The organism is Streptococcus cristatus, from assembly GCF_003943815.1.
GTDB classification, from domain to species: Bacteria; Bacillota; Bacilli; order Lactobacillales; family Streptococcaceae; genus Streptococcus; species Streptococcus cristatus_F.
In genome coordinates, this window is record NZ_RJNA01000006.1 from 1 (window position 1) to 23,078 (window position 23,078).

At 43.0% G+C, this 23,078-nt stretch carries 24 protein-coding genes, 1 tRNA gene and 1 pseudogene; 1 reads left to right on the forward strand and 25 read right to left on the reverse strand.

What is annotated here, in order from left to right; genetic code table 11:
- A partial coding sequence (locus tag D8872_RS04870) for a hypothetical protein (RefSeq protein ID WP_142999573.1) occupies positions 1-1,095 on the reverse strand: 1,095 nt, incomplete at its 3' end.
- Between the two features lie 50 nt (positions 1,096-1,145).
- Positions 1,146-1,481 (reverse strand): type II toxin-antitoxin system RelB family anti-toxin, encoded by a 336-nt coding sequence (relB, locus tag D8872_RS04875; protein WP_125390165.1) that lies wholly within the window; start codon positions 1,479-1,481, stop codon positions 1,146-1,148.
- Between the two features lie 467 nt (positions 1,482-1,948).
- Here relB and D8872_RS04880 point away from each other — a divergent pair.
- Positions 1,949-2,113: pseudogene (locus D8872_RS04880) on the forward strand (conjugal transfer protein); the annotation flags it as partial.
- A 175-nt stretch (positions 2,114-2,288) separates the two neighbouring features.
- On the opposite strand, the gene D8872_RS04885 reads toward D8872_RS04880, so the two are convergent.
- The 23 genes from D8872_RS04885 to D8872_RS04995 all read right to left on the reverse strand — a co-directional run bounded on the left by D8872_RS04885 (position 2,289) and on the right by D8872_RS04995 (position 23,073).
- Positions 2,289-3,170 (reverse strand): class II fructose-bisphosphate aldolase, encoded by an 882-nt coding sequence (locus D8872_RS04885; RefSeq protein WP_001019005.1) that lies wholly within the window; start codon positions 3,168-3,170, stop codon positions 2,289-2,291.
- A gap of 182 nt (positions 3,171-3,352) precedes the next feature.
- Positions 3,353-3,438 (reverse strand) — tRNA-Leu (locus D8872_RS04890).
- Between the two features lie 130 nt (positions 3,439-3,568).
- Positions 3,569-3,919 (reverse strand): 30S ribosome-binding factor RbfA, encoded by a 351-nt coding sequence (rbfA, locus tag D8872_RS04895; protein WP_005590924.1) that lies wholly within the window; start codon positions 3,917-3,919, stop codon positions 3,569-3,571.
- A 175-nt stretch (positions 3,920-4,094) separates the two neighbouring features.
- On the reverse strand, positions 4,095-6,896 hold the full coding sequence (gene infB, locus D8872_RS04900) for a translation initiation factor IF-2 (protein WP_125390166.1): 2,802 nt from the start codon (positions 6,894-6,896) through the stop codon (positions 4,095-4,097).
- Between the two features lie 16 nt (positions 6,897-6,912).
- A complete protein-coding gene (locus tag D8872_RS04905) occupies positions 6,913-7,212 on the reverse strand; it encodes a YlxQ-related RNA-binding protein (protein ID WP_125390167.1) in 300 nt (99 codons plus the stop codon).
- On the reverse strand, positions 7,205-7,501 hold the full coding sequence (rnpM, locus tag D8872_RS04910; RefSeq protein WP_045498837.1) for an RNase P modulator RnpM: 297 nt from the start codon (positions 7,499-7,501) through the stop codon (positions 7,205-7,207). The genes D8872_RS04905 and rnpM overlap by 8 nt, the downstream gene beginning before the upstream one ends.
- An 11-nt stretch (positions 7,502-7,512) precedes the next feature.
- Positions 7,513-8,748: a transcription termination factor NusA gene (gene nusA, locus D8872_RS04915; RefSeq protein ID WP_285875305.1), complete on the reverse strand. Its 1,236-nt coding sequence runs from the start codon at positions 8,746-8,748 to the stop codon at positions 7,513-7,515.
- Positions 8,749-8,811: 63 nt separating this feature from the next.
- Complete coding sequence (rimP, locus tag D8872_RS04920) at positions 8,812-9,300, reverse strand: ribosome maturation factor RimP (RefSeq protein ID WP_037586333.1); 489 nt, start codon at positions 9,298-9,300, stop codon at positions 8,812-8,814.
- Between the two features lie 146 nt (positions 9,301-9,446).
- On the reverse strand, positions 9,447-11,324 hold the full coding sequence (gene pknB, locus D8872_RS04925) for a Stk1 family PASTA domain-containing Ser/Thr kinase (protein WP_045498830.1): 1,878 nt from the start codon (positions 11,322-11,324) through the stop codon (positions 9,447-9,449).
- Positions 11,321-12,061 carry a Stp1/IreP family PP2C-type Ser/Thr phosphatase gene (locus D8872_RS04930; RefSeq protein WP_045498827.1) on the reverse strand — a complete coding sequence of 247 codons (741 nt, stop codon included), beginning with the start codon at positions 12,059-12,061 and terminating at the stop codon, positions 11,321-11,323. The genes pknB and D8872_RS04930 overlap by 4 nt, the downstream gene beginning before the upstream one ends.
- A gap of 18 nt (positions 12,062-12,079) precedes the next feature.
- On the reverse strand, positions 12,080-13,396 hold the full coding sequence (gene rsmB, locus D8872_RS04935; RefSeq protein ID WP_185761391.1) for a 16S rRNA (cytosine(967)-C(5))-methyltransferase RsmB: 1,317 nt from the start codon (positions 13,394-13,396) through the stop codon (positions 12,080-12,082).
- Entirely contained in the window at positions 13,386-14,324 is a 939-nt protein-coding gene (fmt, locus tag D8872_RS04940) for a methionyl-tRNA formyltransferase (protein WP_125390169.1), read from the reverse strand. The genes rsmB and fmt overlap by 11 nt, the downstream gene beginning before the upstream one ends.
- A gap of 100 nt (positions 14,325-14,424) precedes the next feature.
- The gene (locus tag D8872_RS04945) at positions 14,425-16,830 is read right to left on the reverse strand and encodes a primosomal protein N' (RefSeq protein WP_125390170.1); all 2,406 of its coding nucleotides are present in this window, start codon (positions 16,828-16,830) and stop codon (positions 14,425-14,427) included.
- Between the two features lie 51 nt (positions 16,831-16,881).
- Positions 16,882-17,196 carry a DNA-directed RNA polymerase subunit omega gene (rpoZ, locus tag D8872_RS04950; RefSeq protein WP_005590937.1) on the reverse strand — a complete coding sequence of 105 codons (315 nt, stop codon included), beginning with the start codon at positions 17,194-17,196 and terminating at the stop codon, positions 16,882-16,884.
- A 26-nt stretch (positions 17,197-17,222) separates the two neighbouring features.
- On the reverse strand, positions 17,223-17,855 hold the full coding sequence (gmk, locus tag D8872_RS04955; protein ID WP_005590938.1) for a guanylate kinase: 633 nt from the start codon (positions 17,853-17,855) through the stop codon (positions 17,223-17,225).
- Positions 17,856-17,967: 112 nt separating this feature from the next.
- Complete coding sequence (locus D8872_RS04960; RefSeq protein ID WP_125390171.1) at positions 17,968-18,501, reverse strand: DUF177 domain-containing protein; 534 nt, start codon at positions 18,499-18,501, stop codon at positions 17,968-17,970.
- A 148-nt stretch (positions 18,502-18,649) separates the two neighbouring features.
- Positions 18,650-20,035, reverse strand: a complete 1,386-nt coding sequence (locus D8872_RS04965; protein ID WP_185761392.1) for an amino acid permease — start codon at positions 20,033-20,035, stop codon at positions 18,650-18,652.
- Between the two features lie 203 nt (positions 20,036-20,238).
- Complete coding sequence (locus D8872_RS04970) at positions 20,239-20,937, reverse strand: 3-oxoacyl-ACP reductase (RefSeq protein WP_125390172.1); 699 nt, start codon at positions 20,935-20,937, stop codon at positions 20,239-20,241.
- Positions 20,930-21,166: a DUF2829 domain-containing protein gene (locus D8872_RS04975; RefSeq protein ID WP_002899859.1), complete on the reverse strand. Its 237-nt coding sequence runs from the start codon at positions 21,164-21,166 to the stop codon at positions 20,930-20,932. Before D8872_RS04975 ends, D8872_RS04970 begins: the two co-directional genes overlap by 8 nt.
- Positions 21,167-21,227: 61 nt before the next feature.
- On the reverse strand, positions 21,228-21,686 hold the full coding sequence (locus D8872_RS04980) for a GNAT family N-acetyltransferase (protein ID WP_125390173.1): 459 nt from the start codon (positions 21,684-21,686) through the stop codon (positions 21,228-21,230).
- A 15-nt stretch (positions 21,687-21,701) separates the two neighbouring features.
- Positions 21,702-22,127, reverse strand: a complete 426-nt coding sequence (locus D8872_RS04985) for a GNAT family N-acetyltransferase (RefSeq protein ID WP_125390174.1) — start codon at positions 22,125-22,127, stop codon at positions 21,702-21,704.
- A gap of 155 nt (positions 22,128-22,282) precedes the next feature.
- Positions 22,283-22,528 carry a hypothetical protein gene (locus tag D8872_RS04990; RefSeq protein ID WP_125390256.1) on the reverse strand — a complete coding sequence of 82 codons (246 nt, stop codon included), beginning with the start codon at positions 22,526-22,528 and terminating at the stop codon, positions 22,283-22,285.
- Between the two features lie 89 nt (positions 22,529-22,617).
- Positions 22,618-23,073, reverse strand: a complete 456-nt coding sequence (locus D8872_RS04995; protein WP_125390175.1) for a hypothetical protein — start codon at positions 23,071-23,073, stop codon at positions 22,618-22,620.
- Positions 23,074-23,078 lie beyond the last annotated feature (5 nt).

Consider the following 23,078-nt stretch of genomic DNA (forward strand, 5'->3'; position numbering starts at 1 on the left):
AGACAATTGTTTATCAATGTGTAAAATGAAATTATCTAGATCAACTTTTTGATTCTCATTTTGAAAATAATCCAAATATTCTATGTCTAAGGCATCAAGTCTTTTTTCAATTTTTATTAAATAATCAGTAGGTAACTCATTAATATGTAAGCTGAAGTGAGTAATAGCGTTTTGAATATTATTTAAAATTATTTTTATGACTTTAATTTTACTTAGAAATTCAAAATCATTGGATCCATGGAGGTTTTCAAATATTGATTGAAAGAAATTTTCTGCCGAATGTGTTTCAAGGCTGCTTGCTATTGATTGATAGAAATTAAAGGCCATTTTTCCTCTGTACTCATATGTAGTATCAAAGAATATCGAGTCTATTTCTCTATTCTGAACATCGCCTAAAGTATTATAGCTTCCCCAATTTTCATCAGCAGCTATTTGGCTATAAACACCTAGGAGAGGAATTATTGGTTTCCCTGCCTCTTTTAAATATTTGTGAATTTTTACTTGACCATTTAATGATCCAAATATAACATATTCTCCAATTTGAGTTCTTGCAGTAATAAAAAATGAATTAGATTTTTTTGCACCTACAATTTCTCCTGATTTCAAATTTTCAATGTAAGTATATTCAGTTTTATCATGCTCGTTGAAATAAAATCTTATCTCTTCGAGATAAATATCATTATTTCTCATTAATAATACTATTTTTTCTTCTCCTTTTTTATCATCCGTTATTACGAAAGTTGGACGATACTTATCTCTCTTATTTTCTAATTCCTTTTGCTTTTCTTTATTTTCAGCCTCTATATATTTTTTTTGGCTTTTTTGTTGTTCATATATAAAAGAAAATACAGAAAATACAATACTTAATGATGTTGCGTAAAACGGTAAATTCGAATAGATGACATTCAATAATGACTTGCCTATATTTTGAGGCAAAACTTTAAATCCGTGCTCAAAAAAGTATATTCCAACTTTAATTAATATTGGGAATGCCATAATGAATGAAAACGTAACAAAGAATTCTACAAAAATTGTTACTTCCTTATTTTTACTAGACAAATTAAAAGCATCATTCTCTTTTTTTTTATTAAACAAACTAAATACCCTCATTTTTTAATCAATAATAACAATTTTTAACACTTATATTATTTACTGAACGCTTTTTTTCGTTCTTCCATAAACTCAATCAATTCTTTTCTGAATATTTCTTTTTCTTCATCAGTCAATCCTTTTGAATTCATACGGAAAAGCAACTCAATATTATCTAACTCATCTGATTTTTCCTCTGAGTTTCCAACTAGATAATCTACTGACACATTCAAAATCTGTGCAATCTTCACTAAATTTTCTTGTGTTGGTTTTTTTACTCCACGTTCCCATGAAGCGTATGCTGGTTGCGAAATGCCTAGTTTTTCCGCCACATCTACTTGAGTTAGTCCTGCTTGTCTCCTAAGGTCTTTTAAGCGTTCTGAAAATTCCATTTTAAACCTCTAAAAAATTTTTCCTCTTTTCAAAATAATTTCTTGACAAACATAACTAATGGTTATACAACGTGAATATAGCCGATAGTTATATCGGTTTTAAAAATAATAACGCCAAACTTTCGGCATTACGATCATTGACAATTAAACAAAAAGTGCGTCTGACAACCAGAGGACTGATCATCAGAACATCACATAAACTTCGTACCTTTATTGTAAATGTTTTGATAGGAAAAGTCAATTCCGTTGATGGTTGAAGTGAAGATTTAAAACAAGTATTTGTGGGCTTCCACGCATTTCGGACTTTCGCACTTTTCCGAATAGTAAAGTGAACTAGTTGCGCAAAGCAGCAATTCTGTTGCTCCTGCCCTCAATGTCTTTGCTGAAAAATTGGTACTTAAAAAATAAGAAATGAAAGGATAAATTACATGGCTAAAATTGGATTAAACTATGGAGAAAAACTATAAATTGCAGATAAAACTTATCGCGTTATTACAGACGGACTTAACGTTCCAGAGATTCTCGGAAAACTGACTTTCCGAGGTATCGAAGGACCCGATATTATTTTTGAAGAAGATCGCACACAACGAAATCCTGATGGATCATTTGTTCAGGTTAACACTGAAGAGATCAGCTGTGGGAGGATAAACTAAATAATAGACCACGAAAGTATCTCAACTGGAAAACTCCTTGTGAAGTATTTTATGGTGAAATTGTGTCCTTAATTTGACAATTCAAGGACAAAACAAAGAAAAAAGGTTTATCCAAATTGGATAAACCCTGTTATATTAAGCTTTTACAAGCTTCTTATGCTTTACCTTCTGAACCGAATACGTCGATACGTTCTTCAACTGATGCTTGGATAGCTTTTACACCGTCAGCCAAGAATTTACGTGGGTCGAAGAGTTTCTTCTTGTCGTATTCTGCTTCGTTTGCTTCGTAGTCACGAGCAAATTTACGAGTTGCGTTAGCGAATGCGATTTGGCATTCAGTGTTAACGTTAACTTTTGCAACACCAAGTTTGATAGCTGCTTGGATTTGGTCATCAGGGATACCTGAACCACCGTGCAATACGATTGGGAATCCTGGTACAGCTTCAGTCAATTTTTGCAAGTGGTCAAGATGAAGACCTTTCCAGTTTGCAGGGTATGGACCGTGGATATTACCGATACCAGCTGCCAAGAAGTCGATACCAGTTGCAACCATTGCTTTAGCATCTTCGATTGGAGCCAATTCACCATCACCGATGATTCCGTCTTCTTCACCACCAATAGTTCCAACTTCAGCTTCTACTGATACACCATTTGCGTGAGCAAATTCTACAACTTTACGAGCTTTTTCAAGGTTTTCTTCAACTGGAAGGTGTGAACCGTCAAACATAACTGAAGTATAACCAACTTGAATACACTCAAGTGCATCTTCGTAGTGACCGTGGTCAAGGTGGATCGCTACTGGTACAGTGATACCCATTGATTCAACAAGGTTAGCGATCAAGTTGCGAGCAACTTTGTAACCACCCATATATTTAGCAGCACCCATTGAAGTTTGGATCAAAACTGGTGCTTTTTTAGCTTCTGCTGCGCGCAAGATAGCTTGAGTCCACTCAAGGTTATTTGTGTTAAATCCACCAACTGCATAACCATTGTCACGAGCTGCTTGGACAAATTTTTCTGCTGAAACGATTGCCATTTGTAATAGGCCTCCTCTTATTTTTTGTGGAATGAACCACTTACATTGTTTATTTTATCACTTTTTCATTAAAATTGCTAGTTTTTCCTGAAATTTTAAGTAATTCCCAAGTAATTTTTGAATTCAGACAGCTTCAGCTTCTTTGAGAAAACAAAAAAACTGACCGAAGTCAGCTAATCCTATGCGGAGAGAGGGACTTGAACCCTCACGACCTAAAGCGGTCACAGGATCCTTAGTCCTGCGCGTCTGCCAATTCCGCCATCCCCGCGATTGAGTACTTTACTAGTATAACAGGATAATCTCCACTTGTCAACACCTTTTTTCAAAACTTTTAAAAAGTATTGAAAAAATAAAAATGAGACAGGGCTCGTAAACACTGCCCCATCTCACTCTTTTCATTAATGTTTTTCTAAATTGCGTAACATTTGATCAATCTTATTACCGTACTCAATAGACTCATCTTTGACGAAGGTCAAATCTGGAATCTTATACATCTTGAGGTTTCGGCCCAGTTCACGCTTAATGGTGCCGGTTGCCTTTTCCAAGCCCAGCTGTGCCTTTTGATTATCTGAAGCCAAGTCACTCATGATGCTATAGTAGACCTTGGCCATAGACAGATCGCCCAGCATTTGGACATCGGTAATGGTCACACCTTGGACACGTGGATCACGGACTTTCTTTTGCAAAATCTCATTGACTTCACGCTTGATTTCCATTCCTACACGGTCGGTACGAAAATGATTTGCCATAGGATTTCCTTTCTAATCTTTTCTTCTGCAATATAAGCTAGGCTAGGCCTAGCTTATAATTTTAATTTTAGTTAAATGAAATTCGCTCTAAACTCTTTGCGAAAAAGGTGCTTGGGATAGAAGTATCGACTTCCACCCAATATGCTTTTCACTGAGAGTTTTCGACGTATTTCTCTTATTTCTTAATTTCTTCCATGATGTAGGCTTCAATCGTATCATCCACTTGGATATCGTTATAGCCGTCAATCATGAGACCACCTTCGCGGCCGTTTGTAACTTCTTTCACATCATCCTTGAAGTGTTTCAAGCTAGCCAACTGACCGTCGTAAATTACGACGCCATCACGGATGACACGAACCTTAGAATCACGGGTAACTTTACCATTGATAACCATAAATCCACCGATAGTACCAACCTTGGAAACTTTGAAAGTTTCGCGGATAAGGGCTTCCCCGATGATTTTTTCTTGGTATTCTGGGTCCAGCATTCCTTTCATGGCATCTTCCATTTCTTCGATAACCTTATAGATAATGCTGTGAAGACGGATTTCTACATCATCAGCTTCTGCTTGCTGGCGAGCTTGTGGTGTAGGGCGAACGTTAAATCCAATGATAAAGGCATTTGAAGCTTCTGCCAAAGTTACGTCGGATTCATTGATAGCACCAACCGCTGAGTGGACAATGGTGATCTTAACACCTTCCACTTCAATCTTCTGCAAGGAAGCAGCCAAGGCTTCTACAGAACCTTGTACATCGGCTTTGATAATGACGTTAACAGACTTCACTTCACCGGCTTTGAGGGTATCAAAGAGATTTTCCAGACTGACACGATGAGTAGCTTGACGTTGCTTGAGAAGGGCACGTTTAGCACGTTCTTCACCAGCTGCACGCGCAGCTTTTTCATCTTCATAGACAGCAAAATGATCACCTGCCATCGGAGTTTCATTCAAACCTGTGATAGAAACTGGCGTAGATGGACCTGCCGCTTTGACACGACGACCTAAGTCATTGGTCATAGCACGGACACGTCCGAAGGTATTTCCGACAACGATTGGATCTTGAACATTCAGCGTACCTTGTTGGACGAGAAGGGTTGCAACTGCACCTTTTCCTTTATCCAAACGGGCTTCGATAACCGTACCGATAGCGCGAACTGTTGGATCTGCCTTGAGTTCTTGAATTTCTGCTACAAGTAGAACTGTTTCCAAAAGTTCATCGATGTTTTGGTTGAACTTAGCTGAGATTTCAACAAACTCAGAATCTCCACCCCAAGCAGTTGACATAACACCATGCTCAGCCAATTCACCAATCACGCGCTCAGGATTGGCACCTGGCTTATCGATCTTGTTGATGGCCACAATAATTGGCACATTAGCCGCTTTAGAGTGGTTGATCGCTTCAATAGTCTGAGGCATAACACCGTCATCAGCTGCTACGACCAAGATGGTAATATCGGTAACAGAAGCACCACGCGCACGCATCGAAGTAAAGGCCGCGTGTCCAGGTGTATCCAAGAAAGTAATCTTCTTGCCATTTTCCTCAATCTGGTAGGCACCGATATGCTGAGTGATACCACCCGCTTCACCTGTCGCAACGCGAGAGTTACGTAGAGTATCCAAGAGGGTTGTTTTACCATGGTCAACGTGTCCCATGATAGTGACAACTGGCGGACGTTCTACTAATTCATCTGGATTGATGTAGCCTTCTTCGACAAAGAAGCGCTCAATATCAGCTGTATCCACTTCTACCTTCTTCTTAGCTTCGATACCGTAATCCACCATGAGGAGCTCAATAGTATCACCGTCAAGAGATTGGTTTTGCGTTGCCATCACGCCCATCATAAAGAGCTTCTTAACGATTTCAGCTGGCTCGCGCTTGATCCGTTTTGCGATTTCCGCAACGGTCATGCCATCTGTGTATTCGAATTCGCTTGGCAACTCATGGAACTTGCGTTCTGTAACAGGTTTTGGAACCTGATTCTGGTTACCTTTTCCTTTTTTATTTTTCTTATTGTTATTCCAGTTACTGTTTCTTTGATTTCTCACTTGATTTTGACTATTTCGATTCTTTTGTTGTTTTCTTGGACCTTCTTCTTCGCGATCAAAATCATCGCGCTTCTTATCTGGTCGAGCTTGCTTTTTACGACGAGTATCTACCGCAGCTTGTGCTGGTGCAGGAGCAGCCGGTTGGACTGTTTCAGTCGGAGTAGCTTTAAATACTTCAGCAGTTGTTGGCTCTGCTTGGACTGGCTCTTTCCGTCTATTCTGGCGTTCCTGCGCTTCTTTGGCTGCTTGAGCCTGCTTGAAACGCTCCTCACTAGAACGGGCATACTCCGCATTTTGCTCTGCTTTCAGAGCTGCTGCCCGAGCCTTAAAGTCAATTTTCGGCCCTTGTGACTGTTGACGGTTCTGACCGTTGAATCCTTGATGATTCTGACCATTACGACGACCATCTTGACTACGATTATCACGACGGTCATTGCGACGATCTTGGCGATCATTGTTGGCCTTGCGGTCATGACGATCACGCTCATTACTTTCCTTCTGGTCAGAATTTTGTGGTTTCCGATTTTGTTGCTGCTTACGTCGCTCTGCTTGTTCCTTGGCACGTGCTTCACGCTCTGCCTTAAAATTTCGACTTTGTGGCCGAGCTGGAGCCGGTTTAGCTGGAGCTTCAGCTGCTGGTACGTCGGCTACTTTTGGCTCTTCTTTTCTAGCAGAGGCCACTTCCTTTTGGACTGGAGCAGCTGGTTTTTCAGCTACTTTATTTGGTGCTGGCTGGACAGCCGCTTCTTTCTTTGGAAGAGGCTTAGCAACTTCTTTAGTCGCGAAGCTAGCCTTAATGCGCTGGCTTGCTTCTTCTTCTACACTGGAAGAATGGCTTTTGACTTCTAGGCCTAATTCCTTAGCCCGAGCTACTACCTCTTTACTTTCCTTCCCCAATTCTTTTGCGATTTCGTACAATCTAATTCTAGACAATTCTTGTCCTCCTCTTCTATTGCATAAGAGACCTCATTTTCTTTGTAAAACCAGCATCTGTGATGGCGGCTACTTTACGAGCCTTGCCAATCGCAGTGCTTAATTCCAGTGTTGAAAACACGGTTGACACTTCTATCTTGTAATAATGGCTTTTATCAGTAATCTTTTTCATCAGATTTGGTCCGGCATCCTCAGCTAGAAAGATCAGATGAGCCTTTCCTTCTTGGATGGCTTTGATGACCAATTCTTCTCCTGAAATGATGCGGCCAGCTCGCTGGGCCAAACCCAGCAAGTTTGCTAGTTTTTCTTTATTCAAGACCCAACTCTCTTCTCTTGACCTTGTGATCGACATAGGCAATCAGCTCGTCGTAGAAACTTTCTTCTACTTCCATACTGAAACTACGATTAAAGACCCGTTTTTTCTTGGCCTGCTGAGCTTCTTCATTATCTAGCTTGATATAAGCACCTCGCCCATTGGCCTTGCCTGTCGGATCAATGAAGACCTGACCTTCTTTATTCTTGACGATGCGCAACAAATCACGCTTGTCAATCACTTCATTTGACACAACTGATTTTCTTAAAGGGATTTTTCTTGTTTTTGCCATATCTGCCTCCCTTATTCTGCGACTACTGCTTCACTTTCTTCGAGTTCGATTTCAGTTGCCACTTCTGTATCATTCAGCTCTTCCGCTTCAAATTCTGCTGAAGCAGCATCTACTTCGGTTGGTACGTAATCTTGGCCAAATCCACCAAGCTCGTTGGCTGCTTCCATTGCTTCAAATTCGCTAGCTGACTTGATATCAATTCTGAAACCAGTCAAATGAGCTGCCAAGCGAACGTTTTGACCACGACGGCCAATAGCTAGAGAAAGCTTATTATCTGGCACAACAACCAAAGCTCGCTTGTTGTCTTCTGCATGGAAGATAACTTGATCGACCTCAGCTGGAGCAATAGCATTATAGATATACTCGGCTGGATCGGCAACCCATTCGATGACATCGATATTCTCTTCAGTCGGAATCATACGCCCACTTTTGGCATCATATTTGGCTGGGTGGAATTTGCTGGTAATCTTCTTGATATTGGCACCACCACGTCCGACGATGGTTCCGATCGCATCCACGTTTGGATTGTGGCTGCGAACCGCTACCTTGGTCCGATCGCCCGCTTCACGAGATACGCTCATGATTTCAACAGTTCCGTCGTAAACCTCAGGAATTTCCTGCTCCATCAAGCGCTTGATCATCTCTGGATGGCTACGGCTAACGAAGACATTGACACCACGCGGATTGTCTTCTACCTTGTAGACAAAAACCTCGATGCGGTCATGAGAGGCAAAGACCTCACCAGGAATCTGGTCTTGTTTAGATAATTGTGCTTCAATAGTGCCCAGATTGACATAGATAAAGCGATTATCAAAGCGCTCCACAGTTCCTGACATAATTTCATTTTCATGTTCTTTGTAGGTATTGTAAGTGATGGCACGGGTTTGCTTACGCATCTTTTCCATGATGGTCTGCTTGGCAGATTGAGCTGCTACTCGGCCAAATTCAGCTGGCGCTTCTTCAAACTTGATCTTGTCTCCTAGCTCATAGGCAGAGCTGATAGCCAAGGCATCCTTGAGGCTGATTTCCAAGCGGCTGTCAAAGACCTCGTCCACGACTTCACGGACAGTATAGACATGGAAATCACCTGTTTTTTCATTAAACTCAATGGCTGCGCTGTCTGCCTGACCGTAGCGACGACGATAAGCAGAGCGAAGGGATTCTGTCACTGCTTCGATAATATCTTCTTTTTTAATACCTTTGTCCTCTTCCAAAATACGGAAGGCCTCTAGCATTTCTTTACTCATCTTCATGTAACTTTTGCCGAAGCAAAAGTATTCCTTTCTTCATTATATTATTGCGATCTGTTACTAAAATTTAACGGCCAGTCTTGCTTTTGACACTAGATTATATGGAATTTCAACTTCTTTTTTGCGTGTTTTATCCATATATTCCATGAGCAAGACATCGTCTTCAAATCCAAGTAACGTTCCTTCGAAAACCTTATTTTTATCCAGTGCCTTATAAAGACTGACATGGATATAGCTTCCAACTGCAGCTGCCACAGCTTCCTTGGTCTTCAGCGGACGCTCCAAGCCTGGGCTAGTCACTTCCAGAAAATACTGGTCAGGAAAAGGATCGGGCTTGATAGAGTCCAACAGAGGACTGATAATATCAGTCAAATCTGCTGTATCATTGACCGTAATCCCCTCGGGCTTGTCTACAAAAACACTGAGAACATAGTCACCGCCCATCTTGCCGTATTCAATATCTACTAATTCATAGGGTTCTTGTATGGCTGGCTCAATGACTTCTCTTACTAATTCAACAATCGTTGCGATAAGACTGCACCTCCTCACAGACAAGAGGCGAAGATACTTCCTCGCCTCTCTTTTATATTCACTAAAACGATTATAGCATAGTCTGCCTTGAAAATCAAGGGATATACTTCTATTTCTCTACAAAACCTAAAATAGATCAGATAGGATAACTGTAGCTAGACGCCTTATTGATGGTCCGTCGATGCTGTTGTAGAGCTGCTAGAAGAGCTAGAGTGACTTTCACTCTCACTCGTAGTGCTGCTGGAAGGCGATGACGACGATGAACGTTCGCTTGTACTAGAAGAACTTGTTACCGTACCGTCTGTCACGTAGAAAGTAATCTTGGTATTTGATTTCAATTTAATACCTTGACCAGCTGCTGGAGACTGGGATGTCACCAAATCAGCTTGACTGGACTCCACGGAGCGATCAATCACTCGCTCAATACGAGACGAAGCGATTCCCATCTCCATCAGATAGGACCGTGCATAGGCATACGAAACTTGGAGATGACCAAAGTCCGGCATTGGAACAGTAGTCACTGTTTTAGCAACTGTCAGAGTAATCTGTTTATTGGACGTCACATCATAAGAAGAGCCTGCAGCTGGGGTTTGACTGATGACCACTCCTTCTTCAGCATCAGAACTTTCTTCTTCTACGATCTTGATCAGCTTCTCAGGAATATTGTAAGTGCTTTTCAGATCTTCAATCGCCTCTGAGGACTTCTTACCAACGTAATTTTCTACTGTAAAGGTTTTTGCTCCTTTGGAGACAATCAAATCCACTTTACTGTTTTCACGGCGTTGACTATTAGCTGGTGGATCTGTCTTGATGATCTTACCTTCCGCCACTTTATCACTGTAGTCCTCCTTGATTTCTCCTACCTCAAGACCCTTAGCAGTGATGGTCGAACGAGCTTCTGCTACTGTTTGTCCTGCTACATCTGGAACCGTAGTATTGGCAGGACTCTTGTAGATCAGAAAGAAGAAGGCCGCAAAAACTAAGAGAATAGCTAAGAACAGAACTTTGTATCTAGCTCTTAAATGACGTTTTTTCGGCTTTTTGACTGGAGCTTTTAAAACAGGGGCCTCTCTCTTCACATCAGCCGCAACTTTAGGAGCCACTGCTTCTGCGACAGGACTTGGAGCTGACTGAGGAACTGGAGGAACTTTTGGCAAAGTTTTAGTATCTGCCTTGGCCCCATCATCAAAGACCAGTTTCTTTTCATTTCGACGGTCATAAGATAAGCTACTGGACAAATCAACATACATCTCTGCAACGGATTGATAGCGATCGCTCAGCTTTTTAGCTGTTGCCTTAATGACCACATTTTCCAAGGCCTGAGGTACATTCGGATTTTCTGCGATGATTGAAGGCAGGGGCTTTTGGAAATGCTGCAAAGCAATCGTCACAGCACTATCTCCGTCATAAGGGATATGCCCTGTCAGCATCTCGTAGAAAATAATCCCCATGGCATAAATATCGCTCTGAACAGTGGCTTTGGAACCCCGTGCCTGCTCTGGCGAAAGATAATGCACCGACCCCAGCATCGAATTGGTCTGGGTCAGACTGGTCTCAGCGAAAGCCACGGCAATCCCAAAGTCTGTTACCTTAGCATCGCCATCTGGTGTCAAGAGGACATTTTGTGGTTTTAGATCACGGTGGACAATCCCACGTGTATGCGCTAGGCGCATAGCCAGTAGGATTTGCCCCATGATTCTAACTGCTTCTTCGTTTGAAAGTGGAGAATTTTCTTTGATATAGCGCTTAAGGTCAAGCCCAGACACATATTCCATGGCCAGATATTGCTGACCATCTTCTTCTCCAATATCGGAAATCCGGACAATGTAAGGATGATCCAAGTCCGCCATTGCTTTGGCTTCTCTTTGGAAGCGGGCAACTGCAATAGGATCTGTCTGATAATTGGTTCTAAGAACCTTTACAGCAACCTCCTCACCATCAAGTATCAGATCTCGCGCCAGATAGACATCTGCCATGCCTCCACGGCCAATCTGTTTGATGATTTTATATCGCCCGGCAAAGATCTTGCCGATTTGAATCATTCCTGTTCCTCCTTGTCAAAACGAACCAGAGCAACTGTGATATTATCCAGCCCTCCAGCATTGTTGGCAAAGCGAATTAAGGTTTCAGTTTTTTCAGATAGGCTGATATCGCTAGTGACAATATCATAAATTTCGCTGTCTGAAATCATATTGGTCAGACCGTCACTGTTGAGCAGAAGGTAATCACCATCTTCTAACGTGATCATGCCGTAGTCAGGCTGCACTTCGTCTTTTTGACCGATAGACTGAGTGATAATATTTTTCTGCGGATGGCGTTCCGCCTCTTCTTGTGTAATCTGTCCAGCCTTGAGCAAAGCATTAACAAGTGAATGGTCACTAGTTAATTGGCTATATTCCTCACCGCGAATCAAGCCAATGCGAGAATCACCAATATGAGCATAGATAGCTTGATTATCAATAATAGCCAAGGCTTCTAGCGTCGTGCCCATGCCCTTGTATTCTTCGTCCTGACCAAATTGGTGGATCCGCTGATTTTCTTGTTCCAAATGCTCTGCAAACCATTCACGGACTTGGTTCACTGAGTCAATCTGAGTATCAACCCATGCGGCACCCAGGTCTGTTACTGCCATTTCACTGGCAATGTTACCAGCTCTGTGACCACCCATACCATCAGCCAAGATAATCATAGTCTTGCCAGCCCGATTTACAAAAAGATTGGCATAATCCTGATTATTTGTCCGCTTTTGACCAACATCTGTTAATATTGAAATTTCCATACTGTCAGTTTCCTCCTCTTAGTCTGATATCTTCCTAAATTGACTGATAAAAAATCCATCGCTTCCGTATAATTCCGGCGTAATCAAGATACAGCCGTCTTTCACGATATCTTCTCTTTCATGTTCTAGTCTAACTTGCTCAAAATTTGGATGTCTTTCTAGAAATTTCTTAACTACTTCAAAATTCTCTGTAGACACAATCGTGCAAGTACTATAAGTTATTATACCACCTTTACGTAGACTTTGACAAACGCTGTCTAATATATCCAGCTGAATTTTTTGTAAATTTTCAAAATCAGCGTTTTCCTTATTATATTTAATGTCTGGTTTGCGGCGAATTAAGCCAATGCCAGAGCAAGGAGCGTCTACTAAAATCTTATCAAAAGCATTAGGTCCAAAAGTCTCAAACACCTTGGTCGCATCCAGTTTTTTAGTGGTGATTTTATCTGCTAAGCCTAGCCGTTCTGCATTTTGACGAATCAAGTTCAGCTTATGGTCGTAAAGATCCAAGGCTGTAATCTGACCACTCGTCAGATAAGAGGACATGTGCACAGCCTTCCCACCTGGCGCACTGCAGGCATCCAGAATCTGCTCATGGCCCTCAATCTGCAAGGTTGGAGCAACCAGCTGACTAGAATCGTCTTGAATAGTAATCAAGCCTTTTTCAAAGAACTCATGACCAGCAAAATGGCCTTGCTTCTTGACCAAGGCTGAAGGGGCTAAGAGCGAATCGTCCGCATCCAAAACGGCTTTAATTTCTTCCTTTCGGGCCAAATCCGTCACTCGAATGCTGGCCTTGTTGCGCTCAAAGAGACTAGCACAGATAGCTTCCGCACGCTCTTCCCCGTATTCGTCAATCAACACCTTGACAAGCCAGACCGGCAGAGAATACTGGACTGAGTAGCGCTTATTTTTGCGGTTGATAGTAGTCGGATCGGCTGCACCGTCCCGCTCGATCTTCCTCAGGATTGCATTGACATATTTTTCACTGCCACGCTTACGGCCTTTTGCAATCTCAACAGCTTCATTGACAACAGCATGCTGAGGGATTTTATCCAGATAGAGCATTTGATAGAGGCTGAGCTCAAGCAGAATATAAAGCCAGTTATCTAGTTTATCCCTGTCTTCCACCCAATGAGCCAGTTGCCATTCCAGAGTGATTTTGCGAGCGACCGTTCCATAGACCAACTCCGTAACCAAGCTTTTATCAGCTGAGCTGAGGGCACTCTGTTTCAGAGCCTTGTTGAGGGCAATATTGGAATAAGCTCCCTCTTCAAAGACTTCTTCTAGAATTTCCAGAGCAAGCTCTCGGGCTCTTTTTTGCTTACTTTCCAAATTCATCACCTACTGCTAAGTTCCGACCCAGACCATTGAGAAAGTCCTTGATGTCCATCTTAGGCTTGCCGAATGGCTGCACCGTCTTTAGTGAAAGAGCTCCCTCCCCCGCTGCGACGACTAATTCTTTCTTGCTGATCGTCAGGATTTCACCCGGACGACCGCTGCCTTCTACTTGGCTAACTTCGTAAATCTTGAAGCGCTGGCCAGCTAGCAGGGTATGGGCCACTGGCCAAGGATTCATGCCCCGAACCTGATTAAAAATCTGGCTACTAGTCTTTGTCCAATCAATCCGCTCTTGTTCTGGGCTGATATTCGGTGAAAAAGTCACCAGCTCTGGATCTTGAGGCTGAGCTTGAATCTCTCCCGCCACATAGGCTGGCAAGACTTCTAAAAGAAGGTCGCGACCAATCACAGCTAATTTTTCAAAGAGAGTTCCGACATTATCAGACTCTTCAATAGCTGTCGCTCGACTAGCAATCATATCACCAGCGTCCATCTCCTTGACCATCTCCATAATGGTCACACCCGCTTCTTGATCACCATTTATCAAGGCATAATGAATAGGTGCTCCGCCACGGTATTTAGGCAAGAGAGAGGCGTGGACATTCACTGCGAAGTTAACGCTGTCCAGCAAACGGCTAGGCAAAAATTGACCAAAGGCTGCTGTCACAATACCATCAGCGCCCAAGTTCATCATCTCTTCCAACTCAGCGCTTTTAGCTAACTTTTCTGGTTGGTAAACTGGCAAGTCGTTGGCTAAAGCTACTTCCTTAACCGGTGTCATACGGATTTCCTTCTTGCGGCCCACCGCTCGGTCTGGCTGAGTAACTACCGCTAAAATCTCATATTGTTCGCTTTCCAGCAGGCCTTTTAAGACCGTTGCTGAAAAGTCAGGCGTTCCCATAAAAATTAATTTCACTGTCATTTCCTCAAATCTGTCGCAGAAACCTGTCACCTGCGACTATTTTTCTTTCTATTATATCAAAAAAGCGAGCAAAGCTGACAGCTCTCGCTCACTTTTGCCATCAGATAAAATTCTGGGGTTCATTATCAATACTGAGCCGCAGATCCTTGTTTTCCGTTTGCTGCGTTAGTTCCAAGACCCGATCGAGTGTAGCTTGCAGATCATCCTCAAAGCGATACTTCAGTAAAATTTGATAGTGGTAGAGATTGTGGGTTCGGGCAATGGGTTTAGGTGTGGGACCCAAAATTTGCACCTTGTCCGACAAGCCACTCCGTAAAATATCCATAACTTGATAAGATTTCTTGACTACCGTTTCCTCATCCTTGTGTGATAGGGTCAGCCCGACTGTATAGTAATAAGGAGGATAGCCCAACTGCCGACGTATTCCCATTTCATAAGCGTAGAAGCCTTCGTAATCCTGCTTTCTGGCAAAGTCAATGGCATAGTGATGCGGGTTGTAAGACTGGATAAAGACTTGTCCAGCTTTTTCAGCCCGACCTGCCCGACCTGCTACTTGAGTCAGCAGTTGAAAAGTCCGCTCAGAAGAGCGAAAATCTGGCAAATTCAACGCTGTGTCTGCATTAAGGACACCGACCAAGGTCACATTAGGAAAATCCAGTCCCTTGGCAATCATCTGAGTTCCCAGCAGAATGTCTGCCTGTCCCTGACTAAAAGCCTCTAGGATTTCTTCATGACTGCCTTTCTTACGGGTCGTATCCACATCCATGCGCAGAATGCGAGCCTCTGGAAAGAGAGTCGTCAGCTCATCATAGGCCTTCTGCGTCCCCGTACCATAGTAGCGAATACTGCGACTGGCACAATTAGGACAGGCTTGCGGAATGTCCTTGGTAAAGCCACAGTAGTGGCAGTTCATAGTCTTGGTATCCATATGCAGGGTCAGGGAAATGTCACAATTGGGGCAGGTGTCCACCGTGCCGCATTCCCGACACATGACAAAGCTGGAATAGCCTCGCCTGTTGAGCATGAGAACCGTCTGCTCGCCTTTATTTAGACGATCCTGAATAGCTTCTAGCAGGACTGGTGTGAAATTGCTAGCTTCATTTTGCCCGATATAATCTCGGAAGTCTACCACTTGAACCTGAGGAATCTGCGCCAGCGGATTAGCCCGCTTGGTCAACTGCAAAAAGTCATAAACGCCACGGCTGGCTCTGGCCCTGCTTTCCAAACTCGGAGTCGCCGAACCCAGCACCAAGACAGCTTGATTGTAACGAGCTCGCAAGAGAGCCACTTCTCTAGCATGGTAGCGAGGATTGGAATCCTGCTTGTAGGAAGACTCATGCTCCTCGTCAATGATGATGGCTCCGATATTTGTCAGTGGAGCAAAGATGGCTGAGCGCGCACCAATAACGACCTGAGCTTCTCCTCGCTCCACCTTGCGCCACTCATCGTACTTCTCACCGTCAGATAGGCCTGAATGCAAAATAGCCACCTTGTCACCAAAGCGCGAAATAAAGCGATCGGTCACCTGAGGAGTCAGAGAAATTTCCGGCACCAGCATAATCGCGGTCTTTCCTTGGATTAGAGCCTCCTCAATCACCTTGAGATAAACTTCGGTCTTGCCACTCCCCGTCACTCCTTCTAGCAAAACGGGCTGAGCGTCAGCTTGGCCGATTTTTTCACAAATCGCAGTGACCGCGGCTGCCTGCTCCTCATTGAGAACCAGCTTTTTATCCTGTCGCTCCTTTTGGAAATGCGCTGCAGACCGGCTGACCTCTCTCTCCTCTGTGTGAAGAAGCTCCATTTCTAAGAAAATGTTGACCACTGCAGGCGAAAAGAGTTTGCGTAAGTCTTTGAGGCGACCTGATTGCGGATTTTCCAGCAGATAAGTCTGAAGCTCCTGCTGCTTTTTCGCTCGGGCAGAAGGCAGGAACTGAGCCAATTTCTCTCTGTTCACATGATACCAAGTTTCAGTTTTGATATGCTTACGGTCCGTCGCTTGGTATTCCAAGCGAATCTTACCAGCCTGAGTCAACCGCATGAGCTTGGACTGACTTTTCTTGTCCAAATCAGAAAAACGAAGACTAGCTTCCTGACCAAAAATGGCCTGCCGCTCCTCAGCTGAAAGCTGCTCCGTTGGATAAAGCAACTTGTCATAGCTGGAATTAAGAAGACTCGGCAACATGGCCTTCAGAATGGAAATTTTATAGGAAAAGACAGACTGGCGCAATTGGTCAGCTAGCCAGAGCTGCTCCGCATTGAGAACCGGCCTAAAGTCAAGAACTTCTGCAATATCTTTCAATTCTCCGATATGACCAGCCAAATCTTCCGCTTTCTCATCAGCCAAGCCAACAATCAGCCCCTGAATCAACCGACCGCCCTTTCCAAAAGGCACATGCACCCGCATCCCAGCTTCTAGCATCCCAGAAAACTCCTCTGGAACCGCATAGCTGTATGGTTTGTCCGTCTGCATCAGAGGAACATCGACAATAACCTTGGCAACTTTCACACTCTCACCCCGCTTTCCCTAAACGAAAAATAAGATTGAGTAACCCCAACCTTAAATTTTCTCACCCTCTTCTTTTTCTTTGGCAATTTGTTCTTTGATCTTGCGTTCTTCTTCTTCTTTACGCAAACGTTCTTCTTCCGCACGTCGGCGAACTGCTTCGCGTTTTCCTTCTGGATCTGGGTGAATCACAACATTACCAGATTCAATTTCTTCCAAAGCGCGTAGCGTTGATTTCACTGACTTGAAATCCTGAGTTGGCTTAGCACCAGCCTCTAGCTCATGGGCACGCTTAGCTTCTAAAATAACCAAAGAATATTTTGATGGTACCTTGTCTAGCAAGGTATCAATAGACGGTTTTAACATCATAACTATTTACCTAATTTCTAACTTTATTAACGGACGACTGCTTCATCCTTAGGAAGCATGTCTTGGTAGTGACCGATGACCCGGTCCACACGAAAATGCTCGGCTTCAATCACACGTTTTACACGTTCAGCTGCCAAAGGCACTTGGTCATTGACAATAGCATAGTCATACTCACGCATCAAGGCAATTTCTTCTTTTGCTTTCTCAATCCGCTGAGCAATAACGTCTGCACTGTCTGTACCACGGCCAACCAAACGGTCTTTCAGCTCTTCCAAGTCTGGCGGAGTCAGAAAGATAAACACAGCATCGGGCACTTTTTTCTTGACTTGGAGTGCTCCTTGGACTTCGATTTCCAAGAAAACATCTATCCCCTTATCCAAGGTCTCATTGACATAAGTGAGTGGAGTCCCGTAATAATTGCCGACATACTCTGCATACTCGAGCATCTGCCCTTGACGGATCAACTCCTCAAACTCCTCACGAGTGCGAAAGAAATAATCAACACCATCAACTTCTCCAGGACGCTGCGGACGAGTCGTCATAGATACAGAATACTGAAACTGATTGTCCGTACTCTCAAAAATTTCCCGTCTTACTGTTCCTTTTCCAACGCCTGAGGGGCCAGAAAAAACAATTAACAAGCCTCGTTCTGTCATCATATCTCCTTCACAGTCTTTCTATCTAGTGTAACAAAATTGCGCTCATATTTCAAGAAGATTCAAAGAGATTTCCTTGATAATACTCTAGAATTCTACTAGATTTTAGACGCTTTTATTCATCAAATAAACCTTGAAGGCTGGCAAAAGGACTGTTGGCTTCTTTCTTTTCCATTTGCTGCTTTTGGTAGGCTTCCTCCGTCAACACCTGCCAGTCATTTCCCGTAGGCATACTCGCACCAGCTTCCTCTTCAGGAGTCAAAACTTTTAGCGGAATATGAAGTAAAATATTGTCCGCCACACTTGCTGCCAAATCAATCACATCTCCCTCAAATGGTAGAACCAAATCATCTTCCAGCAAATCTTTTTGCACAGAGCCATCTTCGACGGAAGCAAAGACTTCATGAACCGTGTAGGCTTCCTCCCTATCAACTGGAGCCATACTGCGACTAGAAGCCAGGGTAATCTGGTAGGTCAAGGTGTAATCCAAAAAATAAAGCCCATTTTCATACTGGGCCTGACCTCTAGCCACGATCTTCTGGATATCTAGCACTTCACGATTACGTTCTTTTAGCTCTTGCGCCAAATCAAAGTCTTGATCAAACTGCAAACCGCCAGCATTTTTCTTAATTTCTTGAATATTTAACATTTCAGCCTCGTTTTACATTATTTCTTTCTTCATTATATCATTTTCTCGACCAAATACCTATACCCCAAACAGCCAATGAAACAAGAAAAAGAAAATCTCTCAGCCTCTTAGACTGAGAGAAAATACGCTTCTTCCTAAAAAGCTTTGTTTATTTTCGGAATTTGAACTGGCTGTAAAGACCAAAAACGATAATCCAGACAGCTGATCCGATTGCTCCCACTACCGTTGACTTTTGTATGAAAAGAGTGACAAAGACAAAGGCAAAGAAGAGCATGGTCAAAGGATTGAGAAACTTGTAAGCTGGCATGAGGTAACCATCCGCCATAAAATCTGGTGACTTGCGATATTTGAGGTGGGCCAGCATGGTCAAACCATAGATGGCGATGTAGACACCAGACGAGGAAGCCGTAATTAGAGCAAAGGAATCTGATACTCCCGGCAGAATCTTGATGAAGGCCGCAAAGGCAATGACAGCCGCCGAAGTCAAAATCGCATTCTGCGGAACATTTTGCCGAGATAGTTTCCCAGCTCCTATTTTCTCAAGAAAAGGATTGGGCGTATCGTGGGCAATCTGATACAAATGGCGACCTGTTGAGTAGAGGGTCGAGTTCAGTGCGGAGGCCGCTGAGGTCAGAACCACGAAGTTAATCAAGGCCGCCGCCCATTTGAGACCAGCTAACTTAAAAACAATAACAAAGGGAGAGTCAGCCGTTGCTAGTTTTTCCCAAGGAATGATGGCCATAATAGCAAGGAGAGAGCCCCCGTAAAACAAGACAATCCGCAAAGGAATCTCTTTGATGGCCTTTGGCAAGACCGCCCGTGGATTAGCCGTTTCAGAAGTAGTAATCCCGATAAATTCAATGGCCTGATAGGCAAAGAAGACCATCTGGAAAGCCATGATAAAACTTACAAAGCCGTTAGGGAAAAGCTGAAAACCGCGACCAATATTCCCAAGACTAGCTACTCCGTGAGGCGTTTCAAAGCCTGTCAATACCATAAAGACAGCCGTTGCAATCAAAGCAATGATGGCTACAATCTTTATCATAGCAAACCAAAATTCGACCTCGCCGAAGACTCGAACCGCTATCAGATTGACCAAGCTAAGAAGGGCTAGAAAGACAAGCTGAATCATCCAAGCTGGCCAGTCAGGAAACCAGTACTGCACATACTGGGCAACAGCCGTAATCTCAGCCATTCCGATAAAAATCAGAGAAATCCAGTAGGACCAACCAGAAAAATACCCCCAGCCAGTTCCCAAATATTTGGTAATAAAGTTGATAAAGGTATGCTGGTCAGGGTCATAATAAAGCATTTCCCCAATCGCCCGCATCATCAGATACATGAAAAGGCCCGTCAGCATGTAAATCAAGATAATGGATGGACCCGTCAAACTAATCGAACGCCCCGCCCCCAAGAAAAGTCCCGTGCCGATGGTTCCAGCAATGGCTATAATCTGAACATGCCGATTTTGTAAGCCACGTTTCATCCCGTTCTTTTCTGTTTTCTCGTTGTTTTTCAACTCATTTTCACTCATTCAATCATTTCCTTTCACAAATCGCTTTATTGTATCACAATTCAAGCAATTCTGCTAGAAATTCTTTTATTTTTATCTATAAAAGTTAGAAAAAATATTTATTTTTATGCTAAGACCTGTTAATCTTCATCCTATGATCTTAAATTTATCTTCTCTTTTGTAGTAGATTACCACGGATGATGTCCCCAAACTCAGTAGATCTCCTATTTCAAACTCCAGCCACCGTCGATTTTGATAATCTCGCCCTGCATAGCAGTAGCCTTACCGCTTGCCAAAAAGAGGCTAACATCAGCTACTTCCTGAGGGTCCAGCCAGCGCTTGATCGGAGTCTCCTCAGCAACCCAGTCTGCCAGTCCGTCTGGCTCAAAATCTGCGGCAGTCATAGCTGTCTTGACAGCGCCCGGCGCCAGGCCAAACACTTGGATATTTTGATCCGCATAATCCAAGGCTATCTGCTTGGTCAGGCCAGCCAGAGCATGCTTAGAGGCTGTATAGGCAGCACCGCCTCCGCCAGCCAGAAAGCTAGCAATCGAGCACATATTAATGATAATACCAGACTTTTTCTCCAGCATTTTCTGCAGGTAAAAGCGAGTGATTTTCATGGTAGCGGTCAGATTCAGCGCAAAAAGCTGCTCCCAATCCTCGTCACTAGTCTCGTGCAAGGGACGATAATCGTCCAAAATACCGGCCGTATTACAGAGAATGTCCACCTCAGGCAAGCTAGTGAAGAGCGGTGTCAAATCCTCTGTCAAATCCATTTTAAAAAAACGTAGTTCATTTAGAAACCCCGGATTTTCACCCTTATCTACCCCATAAACGCGGTAGCCATTTTCTAAAAAGGTCAGAGCCTGAGCTCGGCCGATGCCAGAGCTAGCTCCCGTCACCAGTACTGTCTTAGTCATCCACTTCTACCCAATCTGTCGCGAGCACATCACAAGGAGTTGGACTCCACATGGAGAAACCCTCCCCTTCACCTGAAACATTGATGAGGAAATAAGGTGTCACCTCGAGAGCCACCCCATTCTGCTCAATCGTATCAAAGAGCTGAACGTAGTTCTCTGCCCCACCCCAACCTGTACGCACATATTTTTTCTTGGCCTTAAGGCCTGGTAAAATTTCTTCAAATGTCATGGTTTTTTCCTTTGTTTATTAATACTCTTATCCAAATTTGCTACTAGCAAGCATAAGTAAGTTAAAGTTTCTTCTCCATCTCCACAAAGAGATGAATATCGCCATTGCTTTCCTGCGGAATACGCCTCACCATTTCAAAGCCCATGTTGAGATAAAGCTGCTGGGCTCGGTGATTGAAGTCAGCCACGGATAGACTTAGGACTTGGGGCGCAAAATTTTCCATGATAAAGTCCAGAATCTCCTGCAGAAATGCTGCGCCCTGGCCTTTTCCGCAGTTCTCCGGCCTCATCCCCAAACCAAGCTCCAAACTTCGCTCTCCTTTCTGCTCTAAGCAGAAAAATCCATAGAGTTTCCCATCGCGCATAACTTGATAATAACGGTCTCCACGTGCTTCTGGAGAGATTATTTCTTCATAATCCTCTAGGTCATTTTTCATATCATAAAAATCATAAGGTGCCTCGTAATGCCAGTCCTTAGCAATTTCTAAAGCATGCTGCTGGCTTAATTGTTCGATCATCATCTACTCCTCTTTTCTCTAAAATTCCCAATAAAATCGTTTCTGGTCAGCTTTTTCGCTGCAGCCGAGACTGCGATAAAATTCATGGGCTGCGGAGCGGGAAATGCCTGAATTAATCCGAATTCCTGTGTAGCCTGCTGCTTTTGCCTCTTCACGCAAAGCTTGCATCAGCGCTCTGCCATGTCCCTGCCCCTGAAAATCCTGAGCGACGGCCAAAGCCAAGAGATTGAGCAAGGACGGGAAATAGAGACAGTCGTAGCTAGCCGCATGAGCGTAGCCTATGACCTGACCGTCTTCTTCAGCAACCAAAATCAAATGCTGGTCATTCTCTAGCAGCCTCTTCAGTTGAGCCTCCGTAGCGTCCCTATCGAAATCATAACCCAAGCACTCAGCATTGAGCTGCTGAATGGCTGCGGCGTCACTTAGTTTTACTTTACGAATCATCTGTCACCTCGTTCTACTCTTTATTATAGCAGAAAAGCAGTCTTTTTGACTGCTTTCAATAAACTATTCTACCATCTATTCCTTCAACCAAGACTCCGCCTCTTCTAAAGGCTGGTCTGTTAAGACATCGGGCTGGATGCCATATTTTCAAAAGCTTATTTCCATCTTTCACTCTTGGAAAATGCAATCATGAGACCAGAACCAGCTAGAACTGCCAGAATAAGAAGACAAATATTTTTCAGAGGATAGAGCCAGTCTTTATTTTCCTCATGCCATCTTGACTTCCAAAGGCCAACATAGTCAGCGCTCATATGTTCGGGTTGATTCAGCTGGATATTGATTACAATCGCCAGTAAAAGTAGGGCAAACAGCCAAACCAATAATAGGAAATTTAATCTGATATTTCATATCTATCAACTAATCTGTAATTGAAGACCAATTATTCGTATCAGGAAAATCCATATTCTTGGAAAGACTAATTAGTTTAATATCATTTAAATTTAGGTTTAAGCCAAAATTCTTGAATATTGCCACACCTATCAATACCAGCAATAGTATTTCTGAAAAATTCAACATAGCTAAGATCTTCACTCAAAATTTCAGAACCAATTTTAAGCCAACCTGATTGCTCATCATAATATGTTTCCCAATTTTGAGCATAGTCAATTCGAAAACTATCCCCCCCATTAATATCATTATCTGTAACAACAATTACACCTTTATCAGATTTAGGAGGAACCAAACTTCTTTTTATCCAAGAAAAGTCGTTATGATAACCCCAAAATTGAGTGGACTCCATATTTTCTGAATTAAAACCTAAAAATAAATATATAAAATTAAAAGTAATATCGCTATTTATTGTTGGAGCAGCTATTAATTCCTTTGTATCTATTTTATATATTAACTCCTCTTGCTGAGTATACTCTTTTTTTATTATTTTAAACATATTTT

Bases quoted from the DNA above. Each gene is read 5' to 3' on its own strand.
- nusA (WP_285875305.1), bottom strand. From the start codon at position 8,748: ATGAGTAAAGAAATGCTAGAGGCCTTCCGTATTTTGGAAGAGGACAAA.
- D8872_RS04980 (WP_125390173.1), bottom strand. From the start codon at position 21,686: ATGATGATCGAACAATTAAGCCAGCAGCATGCTTTAGAAATTGCTAAG.
- D8872_RS04965 (WP_185761392.1), bottom strand. From the start codon at position 20,035: ATGAGTGAAAATGAGTTGAAAAACAACGAGAAAACAGAAAAGAACGGG.
- D8872_RS04985 (WP_125390174.1), bottom strand. From the start codon at position 22,127: ATGATTCGTAAAGTAAAACTAAGTGACGCCGCAGCCATTCAGCAGCTC.
- gmk (WP_005590938.1), bottom strand. From the start codon at position 17,855: ATGATGACAGAACGAGGCTTGTTAATTGTTTTTTCTGGCCCCTCAGGC.
- D8872_RS04885 (WP_001019005.1), bottom strand. From the start codon at position 3,170: ATGGCAATCGTTTCAGCAGAAAAATTTGTCCAAGCAGCTCGTGACAAT.
- fmt (WP_125390169.1), bottom strand. From the start codon at position 14,324: ATGACAGTGAAATTAATTTTTATGGGAACGCCTGACTTTTCAGCAACG.
- pknB (WP_045498830.1), bottom strand. From the start codon at position 11,324: ATGATTCAAATCGGCAAGATCTTTGCCGGGCGATATAAAATCATCAAA.
- rnpM (WP_045498837.1), bottom strand. From the start codon at position 7,501: ATGGCAAAAACAAGAAAAATCCCTTTAAGAAAATCAGTTGTGTCAAAT.
- D8872_RS04930 (WP_045498827.1), bottom strand. From the start codon at position 12,061: ATGGAAATTTCAATATTAACAGATGTTGGTCAAAAGCGGACAAATAAT.
- D8872_RS04995 (WP_125390175.1), bottom strand. From the start codon at position 23,073: ATGTTTAAAATAATAAAAAAAGAGTATACTCAGCAAGAGGAGTTAATA.
- D8872_RS04960 (WP_125390171.1), bottom strand. From the start codon at position 18,501: ATGTTAAATATTCAAGAAATTAAGAAAAATGCTGGCGGTTTGCAGTTT.
- rbfA (WP_005590924.1), bottom strand. From the start codon at position 3,919: ATGGCAAATCATTTTCGTACCGACCGTGTAGGAATGGAAATCAAGCGT.
- D8872_RS04975 (WP_002899859.1), bottom strand. From the start codon at position 21,166: ATGACATTTGAAGAAATTTTACCAGGCCTTAAGGCCAAGAAAAAATAT.
- relB (WP_125390165.1), bottom strand. From the start codon at position 1,481: ATGGAATTTTCAGAACGCTTAAAAGACCTTAGGAGACAAGCAGGACTA.
- D8872_RS04970 (WP_125390172.1), bottom strand. From the start codon at position 20,937: ATGACTAAGACAGTACTGGTGACGGGAGCTAGCTCTGGCATCGGCCGA.
- rpoZ (WP_005590937.1), bottom strand. From the start codon at position 17,196: ATGATGTTAAAACCGTCTATTGATACCTTGCTAGACAAGGTACCATCA.